General features: G+C 74.2%; 21 protein-coding genes. 14 read left to right on the top strand and 7 right to left on the bottom strand.

Going from position 1 to position 23,968, the window contains the following annotated elements:
* Positions 1-235 (bottom strand): helix-turn-helix transcriptional regulator (locus ABD317_RS13810; RefSeq protein ID WP_344290280.1); only part of this gene is annotated, 235 nt, incomplete at its 3' end.
* Positions 236-467: 232 nt separating this feature from the next.
* On the opposite strand from ABD317_RS13810, the gene ABD317_RS13815 reads away from it, so the two are divergent.
* The 5 genes from ABD317_RS13815 to ABD317_RS13835 all read left to right on the top strand — a co-directional run bounded on the left by ABD317_RS13815 (position 468) and on the right by ABD317_RS13835 (position 8,199).
* Positions 468-1,961 carry a CoA-acylating methylmalonate-semialdehyde dehydrogenase gene (locus ABD317_RS13815; RefSeq protein WP_344290282.1) on the top strand — a complete coding sequence of 498 codons (1,494 nt, stop codon included), beginning with the start codon at positions 468-470 and terminating at the stop codon, positions 1,959-1,961.
* A gap of 292 nt (positions 1,962-2,253) precedes the next feature.
* Positions 2,254-3,909: a vWA domain-containing protein gene (locus tag ABD317_RS13820; RefSeq protein ID WP_344290284.1), complete on the top strand. Its 1,656-nt coding sequence runs from the start codon at positions 2,254-2,256 to the stop codon at positions 3,907-3,909.
* Positions 3,910-4,054: 145 nt separating this feature from the next.
* The gene (locus ABD317_RS13825; protein ID WP_425582360.1) at positions 4,055-5,170 is read left to right on the top strand and encodes a PucR family transcriptional regulator; all 1,116 of its coding nucleotides are present in this window, start codon (positions 4,055-4,057) and stop codon (positions 5,168-5,170) included.
* Between the two features lie 105 nt (positions 5,171-5,275).
* Positions 5,276-6,052, top strand: a complete 777-nt coding sequence (locus ABD317_RS13830) for a DedA family protein (RefSeq protein WP_344290287.1) — start codon at positions 5,276-5,278, stop codon at positions 6,050-6,052.
* Between the two features lie 83 nt (positions 6,053-6,135).
* Positions 6,136-8,199 carry an APC family permease gene (locus tag ABD317_RS13835; RefSeq protein WP_344290289.1) on the top strand — a complete coding sequence of 688 codons (2,064 nt, stop codon included), beginning with the start codon at positions 6,136-6,138 and terminating at the stop codon, positions 8,197-8,199.
* Between the two features lie 30 nt (positions 8,200-8,229).
* On the opposite strand, the gene ABD317_RS13840 is transcribed toward ABD317_RS13835, so the two are convergent.
* The 3 genes from ABD317_RS13840 to ABD317_RS13850 form a co-directional block, all read right to left on the bottom strand.
* The gene (locus ABD317_RS13840) at positions 8,230-9,573 is read right to left on the bottom strand and encodes a hypothetical protein (RefSeq protein ID WP_344290291.1); all 1,344 of its coding nucleotides are present in this window, start codon (positions 9,571-9,573) and stop codon (positions 8,230-8,232) included.
* Between the two features lie 70 nt (positions 9,574-9,643).
* Positions 9,644-10,384: a cupin gene (locus ABD317_RS13845; protein ID WP_027755772.1), complete on the bottom strand. Its 741-nt coding sequence runs from the start codon at positions 10,382-10,384 to the stop codon at positions 9,644-9,646.
* A 253-nt stretch (positions 10,385-10,637) separates the two neighbouring features.
* Positions 10,638-11,495, bottom strand: coding sequence for a polysaccharide deacetylase family protein (locus ABD317_RS13850; RefSeq protein ID WP_344290293.1), 858 nt, complete (start codon positions 11,493-11,495; stop codon positions 10,638-10,640).
* A 344-nt stretch (positions 11,496-11,839) separates the two neighbouring features.
* On the opposite strand from ABD317_RS13850, the gene panD reads away from it, so the two are divergent.
* Positions 11,840-12,259 (top strand): aspartate 1-decarboxylase, encoded by a 420-nt coding sequence (panD, locus tag ABD317_RS13855; protein WP_344290295.1) that lies wholly within the window; start codon positions 11,840-11,842, stop codon positions 12,257-12,259.
* An 84-nt stretch (positions 12,260-12,343) separates the two neighbouring features.
* Here panD and ABD317_RS13860 read toward each other — a convergent pair whose 3' ends face one another.
* Positions 12,344-12,889, bottom strand: coding sequence for a YceI family protein (locus ABD317_RS13860; RefSeq protein ID WP_344290296.1), 546 nt, complete (start codon positions 12,887-12,889; stop codon positions 12,344-12,346).
* Positions 12,890-13,001: 112 nt separating this feature from the next.
* Here ABD317_RS13860 and ABD317_RS13865 point away from each other — a divergent pair, with 112 nt between their 5' ends.
* Positions 13,002-13,586: a MarR family winged helix-turn-helix transcriptional regulator gene (locus tag ABD317_RS13865; protein WP_344290297.1), complete on the top strand. Its 585-nt coding sequence runs from the start codon at positions 13,002-13,004 to the stop codon at positions 13,584-13,586.
* A 25-nt stretch (positions 13,587-13,611) separates the two neighbouring features.
* Here ABD317_RS13865 and ABD317_RS13870 read toward each other — a convergent pair whose 3' ends face one another.
* On the bottom strand, positions 13,612-14,610 hold the full coding sequence (locus ABD317_RS13870; RefSeq protein WP_344290298.1) for a M28 family metallopeptidase: 999 nt from the start codon (positions 14,608-14,610) through the stop codon (positions 13,612-13,614).
* A gap of 161 nt (positions 14,611-14,771) precedes the next feature.
* On the opposite strand from ABD317_RS13870, the gene ppgK reads away from it, so the two are divergent.
* From ppgK to ABD317_RS13900, 6 genes are all read left to right on the top strand, one after another.
* Positions 14,772-15,518 carry a polyphosphate--glucose phosphotransferase gene (gene ppgK / locus ABD317_RS13875; protein ID WP_027755766.1) on the top strand — a complete coding sequence of 249 codons (747 nt, stop codon included), beginning with the start codon at positions 14,772-14,774 and terminating at the stop codon, positions 15,516-15,518.
* 84 nt (positions 15,519-15,602) lie between these two features.
* Complete coding sequence (locus tag ABD317_RS13880) at positions 15,603-17,384, top strand: BCCT family transporter (RefSeq protein ID WP_344290299.1); 1,782 nt, start codon at positions 15,603-15,605, stop codon at positions 17,382-17,384.
* Between the two features lie 96 nt (positions 17,385-17,480).
* The gene (locus tag ABD317_RS13885) at positions 17,481-19,715 is read left to right on the top strand and encodes an MMPL family transporter (RefSeq protein ID WP_344290300.1); all 2,235 of its coding nucleotides are present in this window, start codon (positions 17,481-17,483) and stop codon (positions 19,713-19,715) included.
* Between the two features lie 5 nt (positions 19,716-19,720).
* Entirely contained in the window at positions 19,721-21,064 is a 1,344-nt protein-coding gene (locus ABD317_RS13890; RefSeq protein WP_344290301.1) for a sensor histidine kinase, read from the top strand.
* Between the two features lie 2 nt (positions 21,065-21,066).
* Positions 21,067-21,720, top strand: coding sequence for a response regulator (locus tag ABD317_RS13895; RefSeq protein ID WP_344290302.1), 654 nt, complete (start codon positions 21,067-21,069; stop codon positions 21,718-21,720).
* A 103-nt stretch (positions 21,721-21,823) separates the two neighbouring features.
* The gene (locus tag ABD317_RS13900) at positions 21,824-22,558 is read left to right on the top strand and encodes a S1 family peptidase (protein WP_344290303.1); all 735 of its coding nucleotides are present in this window, start codon (positions 21,824-21,826) and stop codon (positions 22,556-22,558) included.
* Here ABD317_RS13900 and ABD317_RS13905 read toward each other — a convergent pair.
* Positions 22,545-23,504 carry an alpha/beta fold hydrolase gene (locus tag ABD317_RS13905; RefSeq protein WP_344290304.1) on the bottom strand — a complete coding sequence of 320 codons (960 nt, stop codon included), beginning with the start codon at positions 23,502-23,504 and terminating at the stop codon, positions 22,545-22,547. The two genes, ABD317_RS13900 and ABD317_RS13905, sit on opposite strands and share 14 nt — an antisense overlap.
* A 133-nt stretch (positions 23,505-23,637) precedes the next feature.
* Between ABD317_RS13905 and ABD317_RS13910 the strand changes: the two genes are divergently transcribed.
* Positions 23,638-23,968: AfsR/SARP family transcriptional regulator (locus ABD317_RS13910; protein WP_344290305.1), on the top strand; the 331-nt coding region annotated here is incomplete at its 3' end.

Raw genomic sequence — 23,968 nt, forward strand, 5'->3', positions numbered from 1 at the left:
CAGTTCCGCGCCGGCCGCGCCGGCCGCGCCGGCCGCGCCGCCCGCGGCTCCCGCGGCTGCTGGGCCGCTGGGCGACCCAGGCGCGCACCGTGTCCGGGTACCAGTAGGGCTTGCCGTGCTCGACGACGTCGGGCTTCGGCAGCATCCCGTGCTTCCGGTACGACCGCACGGTCTCGGTCTGCACGCCGATGTGCGCCGCGATCTCCTTGTACGACCACAGCTGGCTGTCCGTCATCTCCGTACCTCCCGGCGGGGCGCCGGGGCAGCGCCCCTGGTGATCGGTGACCCTGTGCCCGCCGGGACACCCCGGCCGACCACCGCCGGGATGTTGTCGAGCAGCTGTGGCGGGGGACCCACCCAACCGTGACATCGGTGACGGGACACGCACACGGCGTGATCGACGCCTGATTGACAGGGCTCCGCGGCGGCGGTTAGACCGAACCCGTAGCTGGACGAAGGGATTGCCCATGAAGACCATCGGCCACTGGATCGGCGGCAAGGCAGTCGAGGGCGCCTCGGGACGGTCGGGACCGGTCTACGACCCCGCCACCGGAGCGCAGGCCGCCGAGGTCGCGTTCGCCTCCGCCGCCGAGGTGGACGCCGCCGTCGACGCCGCCCGTCACGCGCTCACGGAGTGGCGCGTATCGTCGCTTGCGCAGCGCACCGCCGTGCTGTTCCGCTTCCGCGAACTGCTGGCCGCCCGCCGCGAGGACGTCGCCCGGCTGATCACCGCCGAGCACGGCAAGGTGCACTCCGACGCGCTCGGCGAGGTGGCCCGCGGACTGGAGGTCGTCGAGGTGGCCTGCGGCATCCCGCAGCTGCTCAAGGGCGAGCTGTCCACGCAGGTCTCCACCCGCGTCGACGTCGCCGCGCTCCGGCAGCCCGTCGGCGTGGTGGCCGGCATCACGCCGTTCAACTTCCCCGCCATGGTGCCGATGTGGATGTTCCCGCTCGCCCTCGCCTGCGGCAACACCTTCGTGCTGAAGCCGAGCGAGAAGGACCCTTCGGCGGCCGGTCTGCTCGCGGAGCTGCTGGCCGAGGCGGGGCTGCCGGAGGGGGTGTTCAACGTCGTCAACGGCGACAGGGAGGCTGTCGACCGGCTGCTGGAGCACCCCGGTGTCGCCGCCCTCAGCTTCGTCGGCTCCACGCCGGTCGCGCGGCACGTCTTCACCACCGGCACCTCGCACGGCAAGCGCGTCCAGGCGCTCGGCGGGGCGAAGAACCACATGCTGGTGCTGCCCGACGCCGACCTGGACGCGGCCGCGGACGCCGCGGTCTCGGCGGCGTACGGCTCGGCGGGGGAGCGCTGCATGGCGGTCTCCGCGGTGGTCGCGGTCGGCGACACCGGCGACGAGCTGGTGGCGAAGATCGCCGAGCGGGCCCGCAAGGTCCGGGTCGGCCCCGGCGACGACCCCGACTCCGAGATGGGCCCGCTCATCACCCGCGAGCACCGCGACCGGGTCGCCGGCTATGTGCGGGGCGCCGCCGCGCAGGGCGCCGAGGTGGTCGTGGACGGCACCGGCTACACCGTTCCCGGCCGCGAGGACGGCCACTGGATCGGCGTCAGCCTGCTGGACCGGGTGCCGGTGGAGTCCGACGCGTACCGGGACGAGATCTTCGGGCCGGTGCTGTGCGTGGTGCGGGCGGAGACGTACGAGGAGGGCGTGCGGCTCGTCAACGACTCACCGTGGGGCAACGGCGCCGCCGTCTTCACCCGCGACGGCGGCGCCGCCCGCCGCTTCCAGCTGGAGGCCGCGGCCGGCATGGTCGGCGTGAACGTGCCCATCCCGGTGCCCGTGGGCTACCACTCCTTCGGCGGCTGGAAAGACTCCCTCTTCGGCGACCACCACGTCTACGGGGAGGAAGGCGTCCGCTTCTACACCCGCGCGAAGGTCGTCACGACACGCTGGCCCGACCCTGCGGACGGCGGGGTCGACCTGGGCTTTCCGACGTCCCGCTGAGACCGGTGCCGGCGTAGGGGAGGCAGATGGCGCGGTCAGGGAGTATTTTTCGGTTATCGGTGCGACCTGTCTGCTGCATCGGGATCCGGACGGTTCCGGTGTTCCGCACCGCCTCCACCATCAACCGTCGTGCGTGCGAGGAGCTGATGCCGTGTCACTGATGTCCCGGGCCGCGACCGAGAAGTCGACGGAATAACGGCACCGAATCGCCCCCTCCTTCGTCACAGTCCCGATGAGGACGGCACGAGGGAGGGGCGCGATGGGACGCGCGTGGTTGACGGGGATCGCAGGAATGCTGACGGTTCCGCTGCTGCTGACGGGCTGTACGGGCAGCGGAGGGGACGAGCGGACGACACAGAGGGCTCTGGAGGACGGAGCCGCCGGCGAAGGCGCGCTCCCGCCGGCCGGCCCGGCGCCCTCCGCGGCCCCGGACGGCGCGTACGACGCCGCCCCGGAGGCCGCCGGCGCGGGCCGGGCGGACGCCTTCGCGCCCGAGCCCGACATGGTCTCCACCTTCGCGCTCGACGTGGACACCGCGTCGTACAGCTACGCCCGCCGCACCATCGGCGCCGGCTCCCTGCCGCAGCCGGACACCGTGCGGCACGAGGAGTTCATCAACAGCTTCCGCCAGGACTACGCACCGCCGGCGGACGACGGCTTCTCCGTCAGCACCGACGGCGCCCGCGTCCCGGCCGGCGGCGAGACGGGCGAGACGGGCGAGGCGGGCGAGGCGGGCGAGGCGGACGGCGACTGGTCGCTCATGCGCGTGGGGCTGTCGACCCGTCCGGAGAGCAACGAGTACGGCACCCGGAAGCGCCGGCCCGCGGCGCTCACCTTCGTGGTGGACGTCTCCGGCTCCATGGCGGAGCCCGGCCGGCTCAGCCTCGTACGCGAGGCCCTGCACACCGCGGTCGACGAGCTGCGCGACGACGACTCGCTCGCGCTCGTCGCGTTCAGCGACGTGGCCCGGACCGTGCTGCCGATGACGGCCGTCGGCGGCGCCGAGGACCGTATCCACGACGCGGTCGAGAAGCTGCAGCCCACCGACAGCACCAACGTCGAGGCCGGATTGACCCGCGGCTACGACGAGGCGGTCGACGGCCACCGCAAGGGCGCCACCAACCGCGTCGTCCTGCTCTCCGACGCCCTCGCCAACACCGGCGCCACCGACGCCGGCACGATCCTCGACCGCATCGCCGCGGGCCGGGAGGACTACGGCATCACGCTGTTCGGCGTCGGCGTCGGCAGCGAGTACGGCGACGCGCTGATGGAGCGGCTGACCAACGAGGGCGACGGCCACACCACCTACGTCTCGGAGACCGCCGAGGCCCGCGAGGTGTTCGTCGAAGACCTGCCGCGCAACGTCGACCTGCGGGCCCGCGACGCCAAGGCGCAGGTCGTCTTCGACGCGGACGCCGTCTCGGACTACCGGCTGATCGGCTACGACAACCGCCAGGTCGCCGACGAGGACTTCCGCAACGACGCCGTCGACGGCGGCGAGGTCGGCCCGGGCCACACCGTCACCGCGCTCTACGCCGTCCGGCTCGCCGAGGGCGCCTCCGGCAGCGTCGCCACGGCCACCGTGCGCTGGCTCGACCCCGACACCCGCGCCCCGCACGAGGAGTCCCGCACCGTCGACGCCGCCGCCCTGACCGGTGACCTGTGGGGCGCGGCTCCGTCCCGGCTGCAGGTCACCGCGCTCGCCGCCTACTTCGCGGACGCCCTGCGCGGTGGCTCCGACGCCGGCACCGCCCCCGAGCCGTACGCGGACGGCAGCGCCGACGGCAAGGAGGGCAGCACCACGACCGGCGGGCCCGCGCCGCTGCCCGGCGCCCCGACGGTCGGCGAACTCGCGGGGCACGCCGAGGACCTGGCCGACGAGACCGAGGACCCGGCGGTGGCCGACCTGGCCGAGACCGTCCGGCAGGCGGTCGAGCTGACGGGCTGACGCGCCGCGGCCGGCCGGGCCGGCGCCCCGTACGGGCCGCGCTTTCCCGCCCCCGCCCCCGTGTCGTACCCTGGGCGCCACATTTCCGGGACCCGGCAGCGACGACGGTGTCCCGTGTACAGGATCCGGCAACCGGGGAGCGGTGGTGGCGCACACGCGCGTGGTGGAGGAGTGCCCCGACGTCCAGGACGGCTACGCGGAGCTGCTGGCGGACGTGTCCACCACCGGCCGGCTGCTGCGCCGCCCCGAGCTGGACGCACTCCGCGAGCTGGGCGAGCAGGCCGCCGAGTCCGGCCGCAGCCTGCGCGAGCTGGTCGCCGCCCACCTCGCCGAGACCCGCCGCACCTGGGGCGTCCTGCCCGGCGTGGCCCGGGCCGCGAGCGCCGCCGACCGCGCCCGCAGCGGCGACGCCGTGCTGGCCGCGGTCGAGGCCGCCGTCACCGCCCTCGGCGAGGGCCACGAGCGCGCCCAGCGGCTCGCGGTCCGGCAGGAGGAGGCCGAGCGCCGCGAGTTCATCGACGACCTGCTCTACGGCCGCAGCGACCTCGGCCGGCTCGCCGAGCGCGCCGAGCGCTTCGGGCTGCACCTGGCCCGCGCGCACGCGGTCTCGGTCGCCGCCGGCGAGGAGCCCTTCGCCGACGTGCACCCGCTGGTGCGGCGGATCGAGCGGGAGCTGCTGGGCCGCTTCGGCGAGCGCGACGTGCTGCTCACCACCAAGGAGGGCCAGCTCGTCTGCGTCGCCGCCAGCAGCGAGCGCGCGCTGCTCGACGCCTTCGCCAAGGTGGCCCTGGAGCCGGGCAGCGGGTACGCCTGCGCCAGCCGCGTCGCGATGGGCCGCGAACACGCCGGCCCCGGCGGGGTCGTACGCAGCTACGAGGAGGCCATCGGCGCCCTCGACATGGCCGCCGCGCTCGGCCTCGACCAGCCGGTGCTGCAGGCCGCCGAGCTGCTGGTCTTCCCGGTGCTGCTGCGGGACCGGGCGGCGATGGCCGATCTGGTGCGCACCGTCCTCGGGCCGCTCACGCAGGCCCGCGGCGGCGCCGAGCCGCTGCTCGCGACCCTGCAGACGTGCGCCGACGCCGGGTACGTCAACGCCGAGGCGGCCCGGCGGCTGGGCGTGAGCGTGCGGACGCTGTCGTACCGGCTGGACCGGATACACACCCTGACCGGCTACAACGTGGCGGACTCCCTGCACCGCTACACCCTGGAGACCGCCGCGATGGGCGCCCGGCTGCTCGGCTGGCCCGGGCAGCAGGTCTGAGCCCCGTCCCGCGTCCGGAACCGCCCGCCCCCGGCTTGCGTTCTCATCCGTAGGTGGCCACTCTTCTCGTTGCCGCCCGTCCCAGATGTCTGGAGTCCCGAACCCATGAACACGCTTGCGCTCGGACCGGGATGGCTGGACCCCGACTTCCTGATCGACAGGTTCGGCGTGCTCGGCGTGCTCGTGATCGTCTTCGCCGAGTCCGGGCTCCTCATCGGGTTCTTCCTGCCGGGCGACTCGCTGCTGTTCACCACCGGCCTGCTGATCACCTCGGACGTGCTCGACTTCCCGCTGTGGCTGATGTGCGTGCTCATCGCCTTCGCGGCCGTCGCCGGCGACCAGGTCGGCTACCTCTTCGGCCGCAAGGTCGGCCCCGCGATCTTCACCCGTCCGGACTCCCGGCTCTTCAAACAGGAGAACGTGCAGAAGGCGCACGAGTTCTTTGCGAAGCACGGCCCGAAGTCGCTGGTGCTGGCCCGCTTCGTGCCCATCGTGCGCACCTTCACCCCGATCATCGCCGGGGTGAGCCGGATGAACTACCGGACGTTCGTCGTCTTCAACGTCGTCGGCGGCATCCTGTGGGGGGTCGGCGTCACTCTCCTGGGTGCGGCCCTCGGCCAGGTCGACTTCGTGCACCAGAACATCGAGGCGATCCTCATCGGGATCGTGCTGCTGTCGGTGCTGCCGATCGGCATCGAGTACCTGCGCGCCCGCGGCCGCGCCAAGGGGACGCCCGCCGCGGCCCCGGCCGTGAGCCCGTCCGCGGGCCCGCCCGTGAGCCCCGCCGCGGCCCCGCCCGGCGGCCCCGTGGCGGGCGCCTCGGAGTCCGCCGCCGTCGGCGGCCACGACGGCCCGCAGCAGGGCCGGCCCGCCCGGCGTTAGGGACGCGTCAAAACCCGGGTGTTGTCCTGGACAAAGCGTACTTCTCCGTCGATAGCGGAATTCGGATCACCTACGATCGCCCCGTGCCCAAGCTGACCGAACTGTCGAAGCGCATACTGATCGGCCGCGCGCTTCGCAGCGACCGGCTCGGCGAGACGCTGCTCCCCAAGCGTGTCGCGCTCCCGGTCTTCGCCTCCGACCCGCTCTCCTCGGTGGCGTACGCGCCGGGGGAGGTGCTGATCGTCCTGTCGCTGGCGGGCGTCGGTGCGTACATGTACAGCCCCTGGATCACCGTGGCCATCGTCGTGCTGATGGTGGTCGTCGTCGCCTCGTACCGCAAGACGGTGCACGCCTACCCCAGCGGCGGCGGCGACTACGAGGTCGCCACCACCAACCTCGGCCGCCGCGCCGGACAGGTCGTGGCCAGCGCGCTCCTCGTCGACTACGTGCTCACCGTGGCGGTGTCGGTCTCCGCGGGCGTGGAGAACCTGGGCTCGGCCTGGAGCTTCGTCGCCGAGCACAAGGTGCTCTGCGCGCTCGTCGTCATCGGCCTGCTGACCACCATGAACCTGCGCGGCGTGAAGGAGTCGGGCACCCTCTTCGCCATCCCCACGTACGTCTTCGTCGGCAGCGTGCTGATAATGATCGGCTGGGGCGCCTTCCGCGCCCTCGTGCTCGGTGACACGATGCGCGCCCCCACCGCCGACCTGGAGATCCGCAGCGAGCACGCGGACGGCATCGCCGGCTTCGCGCTGATCTTCCTGCTGCTGCGGGCCTTCTCCTCCGGCTGCGCCGCGCTCACCGGCGTCGAGGCGATCAGCAACGGCGTGCCCGCCTTCCGCAAGCCCAAGAGCCGCAACGCGGCGACGACGCTGGCGATGATGGGCACGCTGGCGATCTCCATGTTCGTCGGCATCATCGCCCTCGCCCTGCACACCGACGTGCGGATGGCCGAGCGGCCGGCCGAGGAGCTGGTGCGGCACGGTGAGGCGGTCGGCGCGGACTTCGTCCAGAACCCGGTGATCGCCCAGGTCGGCGCGGCGGTCTTCGGCGACGGCTCGCTGCCGTTCGTCATCCTGGCGGCGGCGACGGCGCTGGTGCTGTTCCTGGCCGCCAACACCGCGTACAACGGCTTCCCCGTGCTCGGCTCGATCCTCGCCCACGACCGCTTCCTGCCGCGCCAGCTGCACACCCGCGGCGACCGCCTGGCGTTCAGCAACGGCATCCTCTTCGTCGCCCTGCTCGCCGGCGCCCTCGTCTACTTCTTCCAGGCCGACTCCACCCGGCTGATCCAGCTCTACATCGTCGGCGTCTTCGTCTCCTTCACCTTCAGCCAGACCGGGATGGTCCGGCACTGGAACCGGATGCTGGCCGCCGAACACGCCCCCGCCGCCCGCCGCCGCATACTCAGGTCGCGGGCGATGAACGGCTTCGGCGCGGCCTTCTGCGCGCTGGTGCTGGTGGTCGTGCTCGTCACCAAGTTCACGCACGGCGCGTGGATCGCCCTGGCCGGCATGGGCTTCTTCTACGGGGTGATGGCCGCCATCCACCGCCACTACGACCGGGTGGCGCAGGAGGTCGCCGTCGTCGAGAGCGAGGAGGACGACGCCATGCCGCGCCCCGGGCACATGCACTCCATCGTGCTCGTCTCCCAGCTGCACCGGCCGACGATGCGCGCGCTGGCGTACGCGAAGCTGGTGCGCTCCGACCGGCTGGAGGCGCTGACCATCGGGGTCGACGCGGAGGAGACCCGGCAGCTGCAGCAGCAGTGGGTGGACAGCGAGCTGGACGTGCCGCTGATCGTCATCGAGTCGCCGTACCGCGAGATCACCAGACCGCTGATCGAGTACGTCAAGCGGCTGCGCCAGGAGAAGCCGGACACGGTGATCAGCGTCTACATCCCGGAGTACGTCGTCGGGCACTGGTACGAGCACCTGCTGCACAACCAGAGCGCGCTGCGGCTGAAGGCGCGGCTGCTGTTCACCCCGGGCGTGATGGTGACCTCGGTGCCGTACCAGCTGGGCTCCAGCGAGCGGGCCAAGCAGCGGGCGCGGCGCGGTGCGGAGTGGCAGGCGCCGGGAGCGGTGCGCGGGCCGGCGCCGGCGGGCGTGCGGAAGCGGCGGGAGACCACGGACCGGCAGCGGTAGCGACACCCGGTGCCTGACGGGGGCGCGTGCTCAGAAGCCGCCGAAGCCGCCGCCGAAGTCACCGCCCCCGCCTCCGCCGCCGAAGTCACCGCCGCCGAAGCCCCCGCCGAAGTCGCCGGGGTCGAAGTCCGCGCCGGTCTGGTCCCCGCCCTCGTAGCCGCCCGCGCCCGTGCCGTCGGCGCCGCCCCAGGCGCCCGGGGCGTACATCATCTGCCCCAGCATCGTGCCCACCAGCAGCCCGGGCAGCAGGCCGCCGCCGAAGTAGCCGCCCGCCCACGGCGCGTAGACCGGGCCGGCGTTCCAGTACGGCTGCCGGCCGCGGGCCGTCTCCACCGTGCGGGCCATCGGCTCCTCGCCGGCCGCCAGCAGGTTCGCGTCCGCCGCGCAGGCCGGCACCGTGTGCGCCGCGGCCCCCGGCGGCGCCCATTCCACGTCGGTGGCCGACGGCCCGTGGCGCGGGTCGAAGAAGCACGGCGGGCGGCGCTCGGGCAGCGCCTCGCCTGCGCGCCGCGCCGCCAGCGTCGTCAGCGCGAACCGCCCCTCCTCCAGCGCCTCCGTCACCCCGCGCACGTCACCGGGGACGCGGGCGGCGTCCATCCGGGACTTGGCCTTCTCGTAGGCGTCGAGCGCCCTCTGGTAGTCCGCGCGCATCGCGTCGTCCGCGGCCGGGCCGGCGGGCTCGAAGGCGATGCGGGTCATCTCCTCGCCGTACGCGGTGATGTCCTCGTCGATGACCGTGCGCAGCCGCGCCAGCTGGGCCCGCGCCTCCTCCGCGCGGCGGCGTTTGCCGCGCTGCCGGACGAGCAGGGTGCCGCCGGCGACCAGCAGGACCACCACGCCGAGCGTGACGGCCCCGGCCGCGCCGATGCCGGCGCTGTCGCGCCAGCCGGACGGCTCGCGGCCGCGGGCCTGCTCGGCGGCCTCGTCGGCGAAGGTGACGAGCTGGCCGGTGGCGTCGTCGGGGTGGGCGCCGACGGCGGCGCGGCGGAGGTTGCCGACGGCCCGCTCGGAGAGCACCCGGGAGTCGGCGGCGGCGCCGAAGCCGTCGCCGAGGCGGACGGCGTAGACGCCGGCGATGCCGGTGCGGGCGCGCAGGTTCTGCAGGACGTCGCGGGCGGCGATGCCGGAGTCGTCGGGGAGCACGGCGACGAAGACGGGACGGCCGGCGTCCCTGAGCCGGGCGGCGAGGGCGTCGGCCCGGCCGGCGGACATCTGGTCGCGGGCGTCGGGGTGGACGTAGACGGGGCGTTCGCGCAGCGCCTCGGCGGCGTCGCCGACGGGGTCCGGGTCCTGGGCGGCCGAGGGGGACGCCGTGAGGAGCGCGGCGAGGAGGGCGACGAGGAGGGCGACGAGCGGGACCAGCATCCGGTGCATATCAGACATTCTTCCCCGTGAAGGGGTGGGCGTCACCCGGGTTCCCCCTCGTTGCCCCCCGCCGGGGCCGCTACGCCTCCACCGCGACCGCCCCGTCCAGGTCGCACGCCTGCAGCCGCCCGCACATCCCGAACCGCGCCGCCGCCCCGGCCCGCTGCACCGACGCCGACCGCAGGTGGCCGGCGTCCGTGCGCAGCGCGTCGAGCTGCGCGTCCGTCGCCGCGGCGGCCGCCGCCGGGCCCCGTTCCCAGCGCCGCCGCCAGTCGTCCAGGTGCGGCCGGACGAGCTGCGCGGCCCGCTCGTGGAACGCCAGCAGGGGCCCCGTGTCGCCGCCGCGCGCGGCGTCGGCCAGCTCGGCGAAGCCGGCCAGCGCCAGGTCGCGGCGCGCCTGCGCGGACTTCTCCGGCTGCGCCGGGTCGAGCGCCGCGGCGCGGGCGTAGGCGGCGTCGTCGTGGAGGACGTCGGGCGGGAAGGGGAAGGCGGCGTCGCCGGCCTCGGGCAGGCCGGCGTTCTGCATCACGACGAGGATGTCGAGCCGGCCGTCGCCGTTGACGAGGCGGTGGATGGTGCCGGGCGTGAACCAGACGACGGTGTCCTCGGCCAGCTCGGTCTCGGCGTACCCGGAGGCGGTCAGGGTCTGCACGGCGCCGTGGCCGCCGAGGACGACGTACGCCTCGGTGCAGGCGAGGTGCAGGTGCGGGGTGCCGCCGCGGAGGCCGTCGGGGGCCTGCCAGTCGTAGACGCGGAGCCGGGAGACGCTGACGCCGCCGGGAAGGGGCGGGAGTGCGGGATCGGCCATGTGCACCAGCATGACGCAAGCGCTTTCTACGGGCCAGCCCCCGAGCCCTCCGAATCTCCGGCCCGCCGCCGCGCGGTGCGGGAGACGGGCCCCGGGCGGGGCGCCGGCGGGCGGTGCGTGCGCGGTTCCTTCGGCGGGCGGTTCTGTCGGCGGGGCGGCCTACCCTGGGGCGGGAGTGCGGGGATGGGCGGGCTTTGTGCGGCTCATACGGGCTCATACGGGCTCATACGGGCTTGTGCGGGGGCATACGGGCGGGCTTGCGGGGCTACGCCGGCTGCACCAGCGTGTATCCCTCGTCCAGCAGCCGCGGCAGGTAGTACTCCAGCGCCCGCACCGTGGCCCACCGGTTGCCGCCCCCGTCGTGCGCCAGCACGATCGCGCCCGGATGGGCGTGGCCGAGCACGGTGGTCTCGATGAACCGCTGGTCGCGGTTGTCCCAGTCGAGGGTGTCGATGTCCCACTGGAAGGGCTCCATCTGCAGCTGCGCGCAGATCTGCAGGCTCGGCCCGTGCCACATCCCGTACGGCGCCCGCGCCAGCCGCGGCGGCGCGCCCAGTTCCTTCGCCACCAGGTCGCTGCACCGCTCCAGCTCCTCCCGCACCCGCGGGGTGCTGATCAGGTCGAGCTGGGGGTGGGTGTACGAGTGGTTGCCGACGACGTGGCCGTCGGCGGCGATCCGGCGCAGCACGTCGCGGTTCGAGGGGATGTTCTCGCCGATGACGAAGAAGGTCGCGCGTGCCCCGTGGCGCCGGAGGATCCGCAGGATCGCCGGCGTCTGCGTGGCGTGCGGGCCGTCGTCGAAGGTGAGGGCGATCTTCTTGCCGGTCTGCCGGAGGGTGGTGTGCGGCGCGGCGCGCACCGCGACCGGCCGGGTCGGGCCGGCGATACGGGCCATGCCGCCGGAGGTCGTCATGGGCGCCGCACCGGTGCGCCCGGCGGCCGGGCGCAGCCGGTGCGCGGCGCGGCCGAGCGGCTTGCCGTCCCCGGCCGCCGCCCGGCCGGCCGCCCCCGATCTGGGGGTGTGCGCGTCGGGGGCGATGGCCAGCTGGTAGGCGCCGAGCAGGCCCAGGCAGAGCGCGGTGCGCCGGGGGAACCCCCGTGCAGGGCATTTGTCATATTTCATGACCAACTGGTCTCACGGGGCGAAGTCCGGGCGCGCCAGCGACACGGGACGCCGCGGGGAAGCACCGGATCGGTCCCCGGCGAGTGGCGGGGTGCTCCGGAACGGGGTAGACCCGGGAGGGAGTTGCGGCCGCCGCGCCCGCACGCGGGCCCGGTGCTGCCCGTACGCCCGTGCCCCCGTACGCCGCGAGGGCCCGCGCCCCCCTGCGTGCGGGTCCCGCCCCCCGGGGGAACCGCCGGGCGGTGGTGTCGCTCACAGTTCGCCGTCCGCGGGCCCGGTCCGCCGCCGCGGCGCGGTTACCCTGGCGTCGCCCCCGTACCCCCTGACCGCAGACGAGGCCGCCCGTGTTCCGGACGATGCTGAAGTCCAAGATCCACCGCGCCACCGTGACGCAGGCCGACCTGCACTACGTCGGTTCGATCACCATCGACGAGGACCTCATGGAGGCCGCGGACCTGCTGGCCGGCGAGCAGGTCGACGTCGTCGACATCGACAACGGCGCCCGGCTCACCACCTACGTCATCACCGGCCCGCGGGGCAGCGGCGTGATCGGCATCAACGGCGCGGCCGCCCGGCTGGTCAGCCCGGGCGACCTGGTGATCGTCATCAGCTACGCGACGGTGGCCGACGCGGACGCGAAGGCGCTGCTGCCGCGGATCGTCTTCGTGGACGACGGTAACCGCGTCGTCCGGCACGGCTCGGACCCGGCCGAGGCGCTGCCCGGCACGGGAACGGTGCGGGGCGACGCCGTGGCCGGGGACTGAGCGGAAGTCACCGGCGGGGGCCGCCCCGCACCGTGTTCGCAGGGCGGGCGGCGCGGCGGCCGCCCGCGGGGTCGCGCGTGCGCTTCAGGAGCGCCCGGCCTCGATGTCCAGGCTGATCTTGATCTTGTCGCTGACCGCCGCGCCGGCCGCGCCGCCGGTCACGCCGAAGTCGCTGCGGCTGATCTCGGTGGTGGCGGAGAACCCGGCGACCGCGCTGCCCTCCTGCATGCCCGGCCCGAAGCCGCCGACCTCGGTCTCCAGGGTCACGGGTCGGGTGACGCCGCGCAGCGTCAGGTCGCCGTCGATCAGGTAGACGCCGTCCTCGGCGCGGATGCCGGTGGACGTGAAGGTCATCTCGGGGTACTTCTCGACGTCCAGGAAGTCCTCGGTGCGCACGTGGTCGTCGCGCATGTCGTTGCGCGTGTTGACCGAGGCGGTCTTGATGACCGCGGTGACCTGCGACTGCAGCGGGTCCTCGGCGGTCACGATGGTGCCCTCCACCTGGTCGAACGTGCCGCGGACCCGCGTGACGCCCAGGTGGCGGACGACGAAGGAGACGTCGGAGTGCACCGGGTCGATGGTCCAGGTGCCGGTCTGGAAGCCGGGGAGCTGCTCGGTGTGCGTGGTCATGGCTGAATACCTCTCGGTAGCGGAGTCAACCACTGTGGGCGACGTGGTTGAACTTTCACTAAAACGGTAACACGCTCTGGTTGAGGTCTCAACTATAGGTATGCTGGGACGTATGACCGACGTGCGCTGGCTCACCGATGACGAACAGCGGATATGGCGTCTCTTCATGAGCGCCGTCCGCGACTTCAACGCGCATCTGGACCGGCAGCTGCGGCGCGACTCCGGGATGCCCGTGGCGTACTACGAGATCCTCGTGTACCTCTCCGAGAGCCCCGGGCGCAGCCTGCGGATGAGCGAGCTGGCCGACCTGGCCCGCTCCTCGCGCAGCCGGCTGTCGCACGCGGTGGCGGCGCTGGAGAAGGCGGGGTACGTGTCCCGGTGCGCCACCGACGCCGACCGCCGCGGCTCCGTGGCGCAGCTGACCGACGCCGGGTTCGCCGTGCTGGAGGCGGCGGCTCCGGGGCATGTGACGGAAGTGCGCAAGCACCTCTTCGACGTGCTCACGCCCGAGCAGCAGCGCCAGCTGGGCGCGATCAGCGGGGCGGTGCAGGACGGCCTGCGGCCGATCTGCGCGCAGGCGCTGGCGGAGGACGCGGAGGCGGAGTACGCGGCGGGGGGCGACGCGGCGGCGGGGGGCGCCGGGAGCGGCGGGACCGCCGCCCAGGAGCCGGCCCCGCAGGCCGCCCCGGAGTCCTGACCGCCGCCGCGTCCCGGGCCGCGGGCTACTCGGCCAGCGTCCACACCGCGTGGGCGAGGGCGTCGCTGTTGCGGTCCAGCGCCGTGCTGTTGACGTTCGACGTGGTGTCGCAGGAGCTGTGGTAGCACCGGTCGAACGGCTGGCCGGCCGTGCCGCCCCACTTCGCCGCCTGCGCCGCCGACTTCGTCCGGCTCGCGCCGGTGAACAGCCCGCCGACCGGCACGCCGGCGTTCTTGAACGCCGCGTGGTCCGACCGGCCGTCGCCCTCGGTCTCGATCTCGGTGGGGACGCCGAGGCCGGCGTAGAAGTCCTTGAACACCTTCTCGATCTGCGGGTCGTCGTCGTAGACGAAGTACCCGGGGTTGGGCGAGCCGATCATGTCGAAGTTCAGGTAGCCGGTGATCGCGGCACGGTCCGCGGACGACAGGTTGGCGACGTAGTACCGCGAGCCGACCAGGCCCAGTTCCTCCGCGCCCCACCAGGTGAAGCGCAGGTGCTCGCGCGGCTGGAAGCCGGCGCGGGCCACGGCGAGGGCCGTCTCCAGGACGGCGGCGGAGCCGGTGCCGTTGTCGTTGATGCCGGGCCCGGAGGAGACGGAGTCGAGGTGTGCCCCGGCCATGAGGACCTGGTTCGGGTCGCCGCCCGGCCAGTCCGCGACGAGGTTGTAGCCGATGCTGCCGAAGGTGCTGAACTGCTGGACCCTGGTGGTGAATCCGGCGGCGTCCAGCTGTTGCCTGACGTAGTCGAGCGAGGCGCGGTAGCCGGGCCGGCCGTGGGCGCGGTTGCCGCCGTTGGCGGCGGCGATGGACTGGAACCGGGCCAGGTGCGCCTGGACGTTCGCGACGGGTATGTCCGGCGCCTGCTCGGGCGCGACGCGCGCCGCGGGCGCGGCCTCGACGGCCGCCGGCGCGGTCGCCGCGGGTTCCGCGGCGACCGCGCCGGGCACGAGCAGTGCGGTCAGCAGCCCGCCGGCGAGGACGGCGGCGGCGGGCCGCGACCTGAGGCGTGCACGACGGAGGGGCATGGGTGCTCCCAACGGTGGGGGATTGTCGTGCCCCAGAGGCTGGCGGAGTTGATGAGGTCGCGTCAAGAACTTATCCGGTCACGGAATCCCGGATATCGGACGGCGGAGTGCCTTGTCGTGGTCGCGCGCGGACGGGTCCGGTCGCCCTATCGTCTGGGGCTATGAACATCATGGGAGTCGACATCGGCGGCTCGGGCATCAAGGGCGCCCCCGCCGACCTGGACACGGGCACCCTCGCGGCGGAGCGGCACAAGGTGCTCACCCCGCACCCCTCCGCCCCGGACGCCGTCGCCGACGGCGTCGCCGCGGTGGTCGGGCACTTCGCCGGGCAGGACGGCCCGGTGGGCGTCACGTTCCCCGGCGTCGTCACCGGCGGCGTCGTGCGCACCGCCGCCAACGTCGACAAGAGCTGGGTCGACGTCGACGCCGCCGCCCTCCTCGGCGACCGCCTCGGCCGCCCGGTGCACCTCGTCAACGACGCCGACGCCGCCGGCATCGCCGAAATGACCTTCGGTGCCGGCCGCGGCCGCACCGGCACCGTGCTCGTGCTGACGTTCGGCACCGGTATCGGCAGCGCGGTCTTCACCGGCGGCAGGCTCGTCCCCAACACCGAACTCGGCCACCTGGAACTGCACGGGCACGAGGCCGAGAAGCGCGCCTCCGCCAAGGAGCGCGAGGACAAGGACATGAGCTGGAAGCACTGGGCGCACCGGGTGCAGCACTACCTCGCCCACCTGGAGATGCTCTTCACCCCCGAACTGTTCGTCATCGGCGGCGGCGTGAGCCGCAAGGCCGACAAGTTCCTCGACGACATCACCGGCATCCGCGCGGACGTCGTCCCCGCCGAACTGCAGAACAACGCGGGCATCGTCGGCGCCGCGATGGCCGCCGCCGCGTCCGCGCGCTGACGCCGCCGTTCCCGTACGCCCCGGCCGGTCTCCCCTATGGTGAGGGGGTTCTATGTGCGGAGCGTAGGGAGACGGTGACCGAAGGTGCTCGACGAACGGGTGGACAAGCCGGGGGAGGACGGCCGCGCACCGGGGGCCGCACCGCGCACCGACGCGGTCGTCTTCGGGGTCGCGGCCGCACTGACGCTGGCGTTCGTGATCTGGGGCGCCGTGGCGACGGACTCCCTGGAGGACGCCTCCACCACCTTGCTCAACGACACGATGCACTACGGCGGATGGGCCTTCGTGCTCGCCGCCTCCGGCTTCGTGATCTTCGCGCTCTGGCTGGCCTTCAGCCGCTACGGCCGTATCACCCTCGGCAAGGAGGGCGAAGCGCCGGAGTTCCGCACCGTGTCGTGGGTGGCGATGATGTTCAGCGCCGGCATGGGCATCGGGCTCATGTTCTACGGGGTGAACGAGCCCCTGTCGCACTTCACCGCCCCGCCGCCGGACACCGTCCCGGCCGGCGGCCCCGCCGCCGACCGGATGGAGACGGCGATGGCGACCACCCTCTTCCACTGGACGCTGCACCCCTGGTCCATCTACGCCGTCGTCGGCCTCGGCATGGCGTACAGCGTCTTCCGCCGCAACCGCAGGCAGACCATCAGCGCCGTCTTCACCCCGCTCATCGGCCCGCGGCACGCCGAAGGCGGCGTCGGCAAGGTCATCGACATCCTCGCCATCTTCGCCACCCTCTTCGGCTCCGCCGCCTCGCTCGGGCTCGGCGCGCTGCAGATCGGCAGCGGCGTCAAGGAGGTCGGCTGGACCTCGCAGGAGGTCGGCGAGGGGCTGCTGATCCTCGTCATCGGCGTGCTCACCGCCGCGTTCGTCGCCTCCGCCGTCTCCGGCATCGAGCGGGGCATCCAGTGGCTGTCGAACATCAACATGGTGCTCGCCGCGCTGCTCGTCGTCTTCATCTTCGTCGTCGGCCCCACGATCCTCATCCTCGACCTGCTGCCGACCTCCATCGGCTCGTACTTCGCCGACCTGCCGCAGATGATGGCGCGTACGGAGGCCAGCGGCGGCGAGGGCGTCGCCGGCTGGCTCTCGGGCTGGACGGTCTTCTACTGGGCCTGGTGGATCTCCTGGACGCCGTTCGTCGGCATGTTCATCGCGCGCATCAGCCGCGGGCGCACCATCCGGCAGTTCATCGGCGGCGTGATCCTCGTCCCCAGCGTCGTGAGCCTGCTGTGGTTCTGCATCCTCGGCGGAACGGCGATGCGGCAGGAGGCCGAGGGCGCGGGCATCGCCGACGAGTCGACGCAGGAGGGGCAGCTGTTCGCGGTGCTCAACGAGTACCCGATCGCCGGCGTCACCACGCTGCTGGTGATGATCCTGGTCGGCATCTTCTTCGTCTCCGGCGCGGACGCCGCGTCGATCGTGATGGGCGCGCTGTCGCAGAAGGGCACGCTGGAGCCGACGCGCGGGGTGGTCGTGGTCTGGGGCGTGCTGACCGGCGCGGTCGCCGCCATCATGCTGCTGATCGGGGGCGGCGGGGACACGGCGCTGACCGGGCTGAAGAACCTCACGATCCTCGTCGCGGTGCCGTTCACGCTGGTGATGGTCGCGCTGTGCGTGGCGCTGATGCGCGACCTGCGGCACGACCAGCTCATCCTCATCGGCGAGCGGGGCGAGAAGGCGGTGGAGACGGCGGTGCGGGCCGGACACCGGCACTACGACGGCGAGTTCGAGCTGCAGATCCGCGGGCGGGCGAAGCGGCTGCGGGCCGGCCGCGGCGGGGAACGGGGCCGGCCCGTGGTCCCCGCCCCGGCCGAGGACGAGGGCGGCGGGACCGGGCCGGAGGACGTCCGTCCGCCGGGTGCCTGAGCGGCCGTGCCCCCCGGGGGTCCACCGGTCGGTGGACCCCCGGTTCCACCGGTCGCGGCTGTCGGCGGCGGGGCCCCGGTCGCGAGCATTCCGGACATGAGAAAACTTCCCGTACGCATGGCCCGCTGGAGCGCCCGGCACCCGTGGCGCGCGATCGTCGGCTGGTTCGTCTTCGTCGCGCTCTGCGTCGGCACCGGCGTCTCCGTCGGCGGCAACCCCGCCACCACCGCGGACTTCCGCGTCGGCGAGGCCGGCCGCGCCGAGCAACTGGCCACCGAGGGCGGCCTGGAGCGCAAGCCCACGGAACACGTCCTCATCCGCGCCGGGTCCGGCCGCTCCCTCGACCCCGCCGCCGCCGGCGCCGCGGCCCGGGACGTCACCGCCCGGATGGAGCGGCTGCCCGAAGTGGCGTCCGTCGCCGCGCCCGTACGCTCCGCCGACGGCGGCGCGCTGCGCGTGCCGGTCGTGCTGAAGGGCGCCGAGCTGGACGGCAGGAAGAACGTCGGCCCGCTGCTGGAGCAGACGGAGGAGGCCGCCGCCGCCCACCCCGGCGTCGTCATCGAGGAGACCGGCTCGCCCGCGATCAGCAAGGGCGTCAACGACCAGCGCGCCGAGGACCTGGCGCTCTCCGAGCGCATCTCGCTGCCCGTCACGCTCGTCACGCTGCTCGTCGTCTTCGGGTCCGTCGTCATGGCCGGCGTGCCGCTGCTGTTGGCGCTGACGTCCATCGCCGCGGCGCTCGGCCTGTCCATGGTGGCCTCCCACCTGCTGCCCGACCCCGGCGTCGGCACCAACCTGATCCTGCTCATCGGCCTCGCGGTCGGCGTCGACTACACGCTCTTCTACCTCAAGCGCGAGCGCGAGGAGCGTGCCCGCGCCGGCGGCCGGCTGTCGTCCGCGGCCCTCGTCGAGCTGGCGGCGGCGACCGCGGGGCGCGCCATCGTGGTCTCCGGACTCGCCGTCATCGTCTCCACCGCCACCCTCTACCTCGCCGCCGACGTCATCTTCTCCTCCCTGGCCACGGGCACGATCCTCGTCGTGGCCGTCGCCGTCGCCAGCTCCCTGACGGCACTGCCCGCGCTGCTCGTGACCATCGGCCGGCGCACCGAACGCCGGGCCGACCGCCGCGCCGCCCGCGGGGCCTGCGCCCGCCGCCCGCGGCCGGAACGCCCCGAACCCGGCCGCGTCTTCGCCGCCCTGCTGCGGCCCGCGCAGCGCCGCCCCGCCGCCACGCTGGTCGTCTCCGTGCTGGCCATGCTCGCGCTCGCCGCGCCCGCCCTCGGCATGAAGCTCGTGGACCCCGGCAAGGACACGTTCTCCCGCGACATCCCGGCCATGCAGACGTACGACCGGCTCACCGACGCCTTCCCCGAACTGAAGGTGCAGCACGAGGTCGTCGCCCGGTCCACCCCCGAACGCGCCCCCGAGGTACGGCGGGCGCTGGCCGGGCTGGGCCGGCGGGCGGCGGCCGACCCGCTGTTCGTCCGTGCCGCCGAGCCCGCGGTACGCACCTCGCCGGACGGCCGGACCAGCGTGCTCGTGCTCTCCGTACCGCACTTCGCCAACTCCCAGCCCGCGAAGGACTCGCTGCGGCACCTGCGCGACGACCACCTGCCCGCCACCGTCGGCGAACTGGCCGGCGTCGAGACCGCCGTCAGCGGCGACGTCGCCCGCGGCGTGGACTACGTCGCGCACGAGCGCGGCAAGCTGCCGCTGGTCGTCGGCGCCCTGCTGCTGGTCACGTTCGTGATGACGGTGCTCGCGTTCCGCTCGGTGGCGATCGGGCTGCTCGGCGTCGGCCTGAACCTGCTCTCCGCCGCCGCCGCGCTCGGCGCGCTCGTCCTCGTCTTCCAGGGCACGTGGGCCGAGGGCCTGCTCGACTTCGACTCGATGGGCGCGATCGCCTCCCGGGTGCCGCTGTTCCTCTTCGTCATCCTCTTCGGGCTGTCGATGGACTACCAGGTGTTCGTGGTCAGCCGCATCAAGGAGGCCAGGGACGCCGGGATGCCGGCGCGGGAGGCGGTGACCGCGGGCATCGCCGCGTCGGCGAAGGTCGTGACCAGCGCGGCGGTCGTGATGGTCACCGTGTTCTCCGGGTTCGTCGCGCTGCACCTGACCGAGATGAAGCAGATGGGCCTCTGCCTGGCGCTCGCCGTGCTGCTCGACGCCGTGGTGATCCGGATGATGGTGCTGCCCGCGGCGCTGCTGCTCCTCGGCGAACGGGCCTGGCGGCCGCTGCGGCGCGGGCCCGCATCCGCCGCGTCCGCCCCGGCGCCCCCGGCGGGCGGTCCGGACGGGGCGGTGGCCCGTACGTTCGAGAACGTACGCTGACCGCCATGCTCCCTCGGCCACGGCGCGGCGACCCCTTCTGGATCTGGATGCTCCACGGGTGGGACGTCTTCTCCTGGGCGATCATCGGCCTGCTGACCCTGGTCACGATCCTGGGGGACGTCCCGGCCGGGGACCGGTACGGGTCGCTCGCGCTCGTGGCCGCGCTCGCCCTCGGCTACGCGGTCGTACGCGCCCGCCCCGGGAATCCGGTGCGGCTCGCGTACGGCTACCTCGTCCTGCTGATCCTCGTGCTGGGCTGGCTGTCGTGGCTCCGCGACGGCTTCGGCGTGCTGTACACGGTGACGCTCACGCACTTCGTGATCTTCGTGGACAGCCTGCGGTCCGCCGTCGTCTACAGCGGCCTCGGCGCCCTCGCGATCACCCTCGGCGGCACGCTCCGGGAGGGCTGGACCGCCGACCACCTCACCACCAACGCCACCTCGTCCGTCGCCGTCTACGCGGTCAGCATCGTCATCGCGCTGCTGACCCCCCGGGCGCTGGCGGTACGCGACGAACGCGCCCGGCTGCGCAGCCGGCTGGCCGACGCCGAACAGCGGCTGGCGGAGGCGCAGAAGCGGCAGGGCGCCGCCGAGGAGCGGGAGCGTATCGCCCGGGAGATCCACGACACCCTCGCGCAGGGCTTCGCCTCGATCGTCGTGCTCGCCGAGGCGGCGCGCGCCGGGCTGGCCGCCGAGCCCGGGAAGAGCGCCCAGCAGCTGCGGTCCATCGAACGCACCGCCCGCGACAACCTCGCCGAGGCCCGCGTCCTCGTCGGCGCGGCCCCGCGCGACGGCTCCGCCGACGGCGCTGCCGCCGGCTCCGTCGCCGGCACGCTGCGCCGCACGCTGGACCGCTTCGCCGAGGACACCGGGCTCACCGTCGACGCCGAGCTGCCGGACGTCGACTGCGACCAGCCGACCCGCATCGCGCTGCTGCGCTGCACCCAGGAGTCGCTGGCCAACGTGCGCAAGCACGCGGAGGCGTCGACGGTCGGCGTGGTGCTGGGGGCGGGGCCTGCGGGCATCGAGCTGGAGATCACCGACGATGGGAAGGGGTTCGTACCCGGGGCGGCGGGGCGGGGCGCGCCCGGCGGCGACGGCCGGGGCGCCGGAGACGCCGACGGCGGCGGGCGGGACGGCGCCGTACCGGCCGGGGGCTTCGGGCTGGACGGAATGCGCCGGCGGCTCGCGGAGTTCGGCGGCGCGCTGACCGTCACCAGCTCGCCGGGCGAGGGCACCCGGATACTCGTCACCGTGCCCGCGGCCGGAACCGCCGCCGACGGCGGAACCCTCCCGGACGGACCCGACACCACGCGCACGACCGGACTCGCCACGGACGGACAGGTCTGACCATGACGACGACACCCACGCCCGCCGCGCCGCTGCGCGTCATCGTGGCCGACGACCACACCGTGATGCGCGCGGGCCTCGTCGCGCTGCTCGCCGCCGAGCCCACCATCGACGTCGTCGGCGAGGCCGGCGACGGCCACGAGGCCGCCTCGCTGGTCGCCCGCCTCGCCCCGGACGTCGCCCTGCTCGACCTGCGGATGCCGCTGCTCGACGGCGTCGGTGCCACCGCCGCGATCATCGCGGCGGCCGCGCGTACCCGGGTGCTGATCCTCACCACGTACGACACGGACGCCGACATCGAACGCGCCGTCGAGGCCGGCGCCACCGGCTACCTGCTGAAGGACGCCACCCGCGCCCAGCTGGTCGACGCCATCCACGCGGCCTCCCGCGGCGAGACGGTCCTCGCGCCCCGCGTCGCCCAGCGCCTGGTCGCGAAGATGCGCGGCCCGGCCCCGGTGACGCTCACCCCGCGCGAGTCCGAGGTGCTGGCCGGTGTCGCCGAAGGGCTGTCGAACGCCGAGATCGGCAAGCGGCTGTACATCGGCGAGGCCACCGTCAAGACGCACCTGCTGCGCATTTTCGCCAAACTCGACGTCGGCGACCGCACCCGCGCGGTCGTCGTCGCCATGGAGAACGGTCTGCTGCCGAGCCGCTGACCCCCGGCCGTTTTTGACCCGCACCTGACATGCCCTCTTCCTGGTTCCGTACGCCGCGAGCACAATGCGGTCGACACCGCCGCCGCCCGGAAGGCAGGGAACCGTGAGCCGACGCCGACGCCGTACCGCTCCTCCGTTACGCACCCTCGCCACCGGCACCGTGCTCGCGCTGCTCGGTGCGCTGCTCACCCTGCTCGCCCCGCCCGCCGCGGCGGCTCCGCCGGCTGCGCCGGCCCCCGCGGTCCCGGCGGCCGCGGCGGGCGAGGTGCGTGGCGGCGACGCGCTCTACGGGGGCGGCTTCGCCTGCACGCTGGGCTTCAACGCCGTGGCGGGCGGCGTCTCGTACGGCATCATCCCCGGCCACTGCGCCACCGCCGGCGGCAGCTGGGCCGCCGACGTGGACGGCGCCCGCGTCTCCGTCGGCGTGACCGCGGGATACACCTTCCCCGGCAGCGACTACGGCCTCGTGCGCTACACCAACACCTCCGTCTCGTACCCCGGCGAGGTCAGGGGCAGCGGCGGCGTGCCGGTGGACATCACCGGCGCCACCGACCCGCAGCCCGGCATGACGCTGTGCCACTACGGGCGGGTGACCGGCTACCAGTGCGGCCGGCTGCAGCAGGTCGGCGTCACCGTGAACTACCCCGGCGGGGTGGTCTACGGCCTCTTCCGCTCCGACATCTGCTCCGAGCCCGGCGACACCGGCGGACCCGCATTCTCCGGCGGCCGCGCGGTCGGCATCATCGTCGGCAGCAGCGGCAACTGCACCACCGGCGGCACGACCTTCTACCAGCCGATCAGGCCGATCCTGGCGGCCTACGGGCTCACGCTGCCGTAGCGGCGGGCGTACGGGCGAGGAGGTCGCGCAGCGCCGCGGTGACCTCGTCCGGCGCCTCCTCGGCCATGAAGTGGCCGCAGCCCACGGTGGTGTGCCGCAGGTCGGGGGCCCAGGCGCGCCACCGCGCGGCGGCGTCGAAGCCGAGCGCGGCGCCCCAGTCCTGCTGCAGCACGGCCACCGGCATCCGCAGCCGGCGGCCGGCCGCGCGGTCGGCGCTGTCGTGCTCGACGTCGACGCCCGCGGACGCCCGGTAGTCCGCCACGATGGACGGCACCGCGGCGCGGGACGCCGCCAGGTACGCGGCGCGCACGTCGGCGGGGATCGCGTCCCCGCCGGCGGACCACACGTCGAGGAAGTGGCCGAAGAACGCGTCCGGGGCGGCGGAGATCATCTCCTCGGGCAGGCCGGGCGGCTGCGCCATGAGGTACAGGTGGAAGCCGACCGCCGCCGACGCCCCGTGCATCACGTCCCACATGTCCAGCGTCGGCAGCACGTCCAGGCACGCCAGGTGGGTGACCGCCGCGGGGTGGTCGAGCCCCGCGCGGAACGCCACCAGCGCGCCCCGGTCGTGCCCGGCCAGCGCGAAGCGCTCGTAGCCCAGCGCACGGGCCAGCGCCACGATGTCGTCGGCCATCGTGCGCTTCGCGTACGTGCCGCCGCGCCCGTCGCCGGACGGGCCGGCCGGTCCGCCGGCCGGTCCGCCGGCCGCCTCGTCCGCCTCGGCCGGCTTGTCGCTGGCGCCGTAGCCGCGCAGGTCGGGGCAGATGACGGTGTGGTCGGCGGCGAGCCGGGCGGCGACGTGCCGCCACATGAGGTGGGTCTGCGGGAAGCCGTGCAGCAGCACGACGGGGCTGCCGGCGGGGTTGCCGCCCACGGCGGCGCTCAGGGCGACGCCGTCGGCGACGGGCACGCGGCGGTAGTCGAAGCCGGGGATGCGGGGGGACATCGGGGTTTTCCCTTCGTAGCCGATCGTTGTCCCCAGCGTGCGCGGCGCGGATGAGCAGCGGATGAGCGCGCTGTACGGTGGCGGCCGGCGGGGCCGGGGCGAGGCCGGCCGGGGCCGGGAGAGGTGGTCGGTGGTGCGGGTCCGGTTCGGTGTGCTGGGGCCGGTGGCGGCCTGGGCCGTCGACGCGGACGGCGGCGGAGCGGGCGGCGTCGGCGGCGGGGCGATCGCGCTGAAGGGGCCGCGGCACCGGGCCGTGCTGGCCCGCCTGATCGCCGCGCGCGGCCGCGTCGTACCCGTCGACATGCTGGTCGAGGACCTGTGGCCCGACCCGCCCGGGAACGCCGTGGGCGCGGTGCGCACGTTCGTCGCCGCGCTGCGGCGCGCCCTGGAACCCGAGCGCCCGCCGCGCGCGCCCGCGCGGCTGCTGGTCACGCAGGGCCCCGGGTACGCGCTGCGCGCCGAGC

The sequence above is a fragment of the Streptomyces synnematoformans genome (assembly GCF_039531005.1).
Classification (GTDB): Bacteria; Actinomycetota; Actinomycetes; order Streptomycetales; family Streptomycetaceae; genus Streptomyces; species Streptomyces synnematoformans.

Bases quoted from the DNA above. Each gene is read 5' to 3' on its own strand.
- ABD317_RS13815 (WP_344290282.1), top strand. From the start codon at position 468: ATGAAGACCATCGGCCACTGGATCGGCGGCAAGGCAGTCGAGGGCGCC.
- ABD317_RS13820 (WP_344290284.1), top strand. From the start codon at position 2,254: ATGCTGACGGTTCCGCTGCTGCTGACGGGCTGTACGGGCAGCGGAGGG.
- ABD317_RS13830 (WP_344290287.1), top strand. From the start codon at position 5,276: ATGAACACGCTTGCGCTCGGACCGGGATGGCTGGACCCCGACTTCCTG.
- ABD317_RS13840 (WP_344290291.1), bottom strand. From the start codon at position 9,573: ATGCACCGGATGCTGGTCCCGCTCGTCGCCCTCCTCGTCGCCCTCCTC.
- ABD317_RS13845 (WP_027755772.1), bottom strand. From the start codon at position 10,384: ATGCTGGTGCACATGGCCGATCCCGCACTCCCGCCCCTTCCCGGCGGC.
- ABD317_RS13850 (WP_344290293.1), bottom strand. From the start codon at position 11,495: ATGAAATATGACAAATGCCCTGCACGGGGGTTCCCCCGGCGCACCGCG.
- ABD317_RS13860 (WP_344290296.1), bottom strand. From the start codon at position 12,889: ATGACCACGCACACCGAGCAGCTCCCCGGCTTCCAGACCGGCACCTGG.
- ABD317_RS13865 (WP_344290297.1), top strand. From the start codon at position 13,002: ATGACCGACGTGCGCTGGCTCACCGATGACGAACAGCGGATATGGCGT.
- ABD317_RS13870 (WP_344290298.1), bottom strand. From the start codon at position 14,610: ATGCCCCTCCGTCGTGCACGCCTCAGGTCGCGGCCCGCCGCCGCCGTC.
- ppgK (WP_027755766.1), top strand. From the start codon at position 14,772: ATGAACATCATGGGAGTCGACATCGGCGGCTCGGGCATCAAGGGCGCC.
- ABD317_RS13885 (WP_344290300.1), top strand. From the start codon at position 17,481: ATGAGAAAACTTCCCGTACGCATGGCCCGCTGGAGCGCCCGGCACCCG.
- ABD317_RS13890 (WP_344290301.1), top strand. From the start codon at position 19,721: ATGCTCCCTCGGCCACGGCGCGGCGACCCCTTCTGGATCTGGATGCTC.
- ABD317_RS13895 (WP_344290302.1), top strand. From the start codon at position 21,067: ATGACGACGACACCCACGCCCGCCGCGCCGCTGCGCGTCATCGTGGCC.
- ABD317_RS13905 (WP_344290304.1), bottom strand. From the start codon at position 23,504: ATGTCCCCCCGCATCCCCGGCTTCGACTACCGCCGCGTGCCCGTCGCC.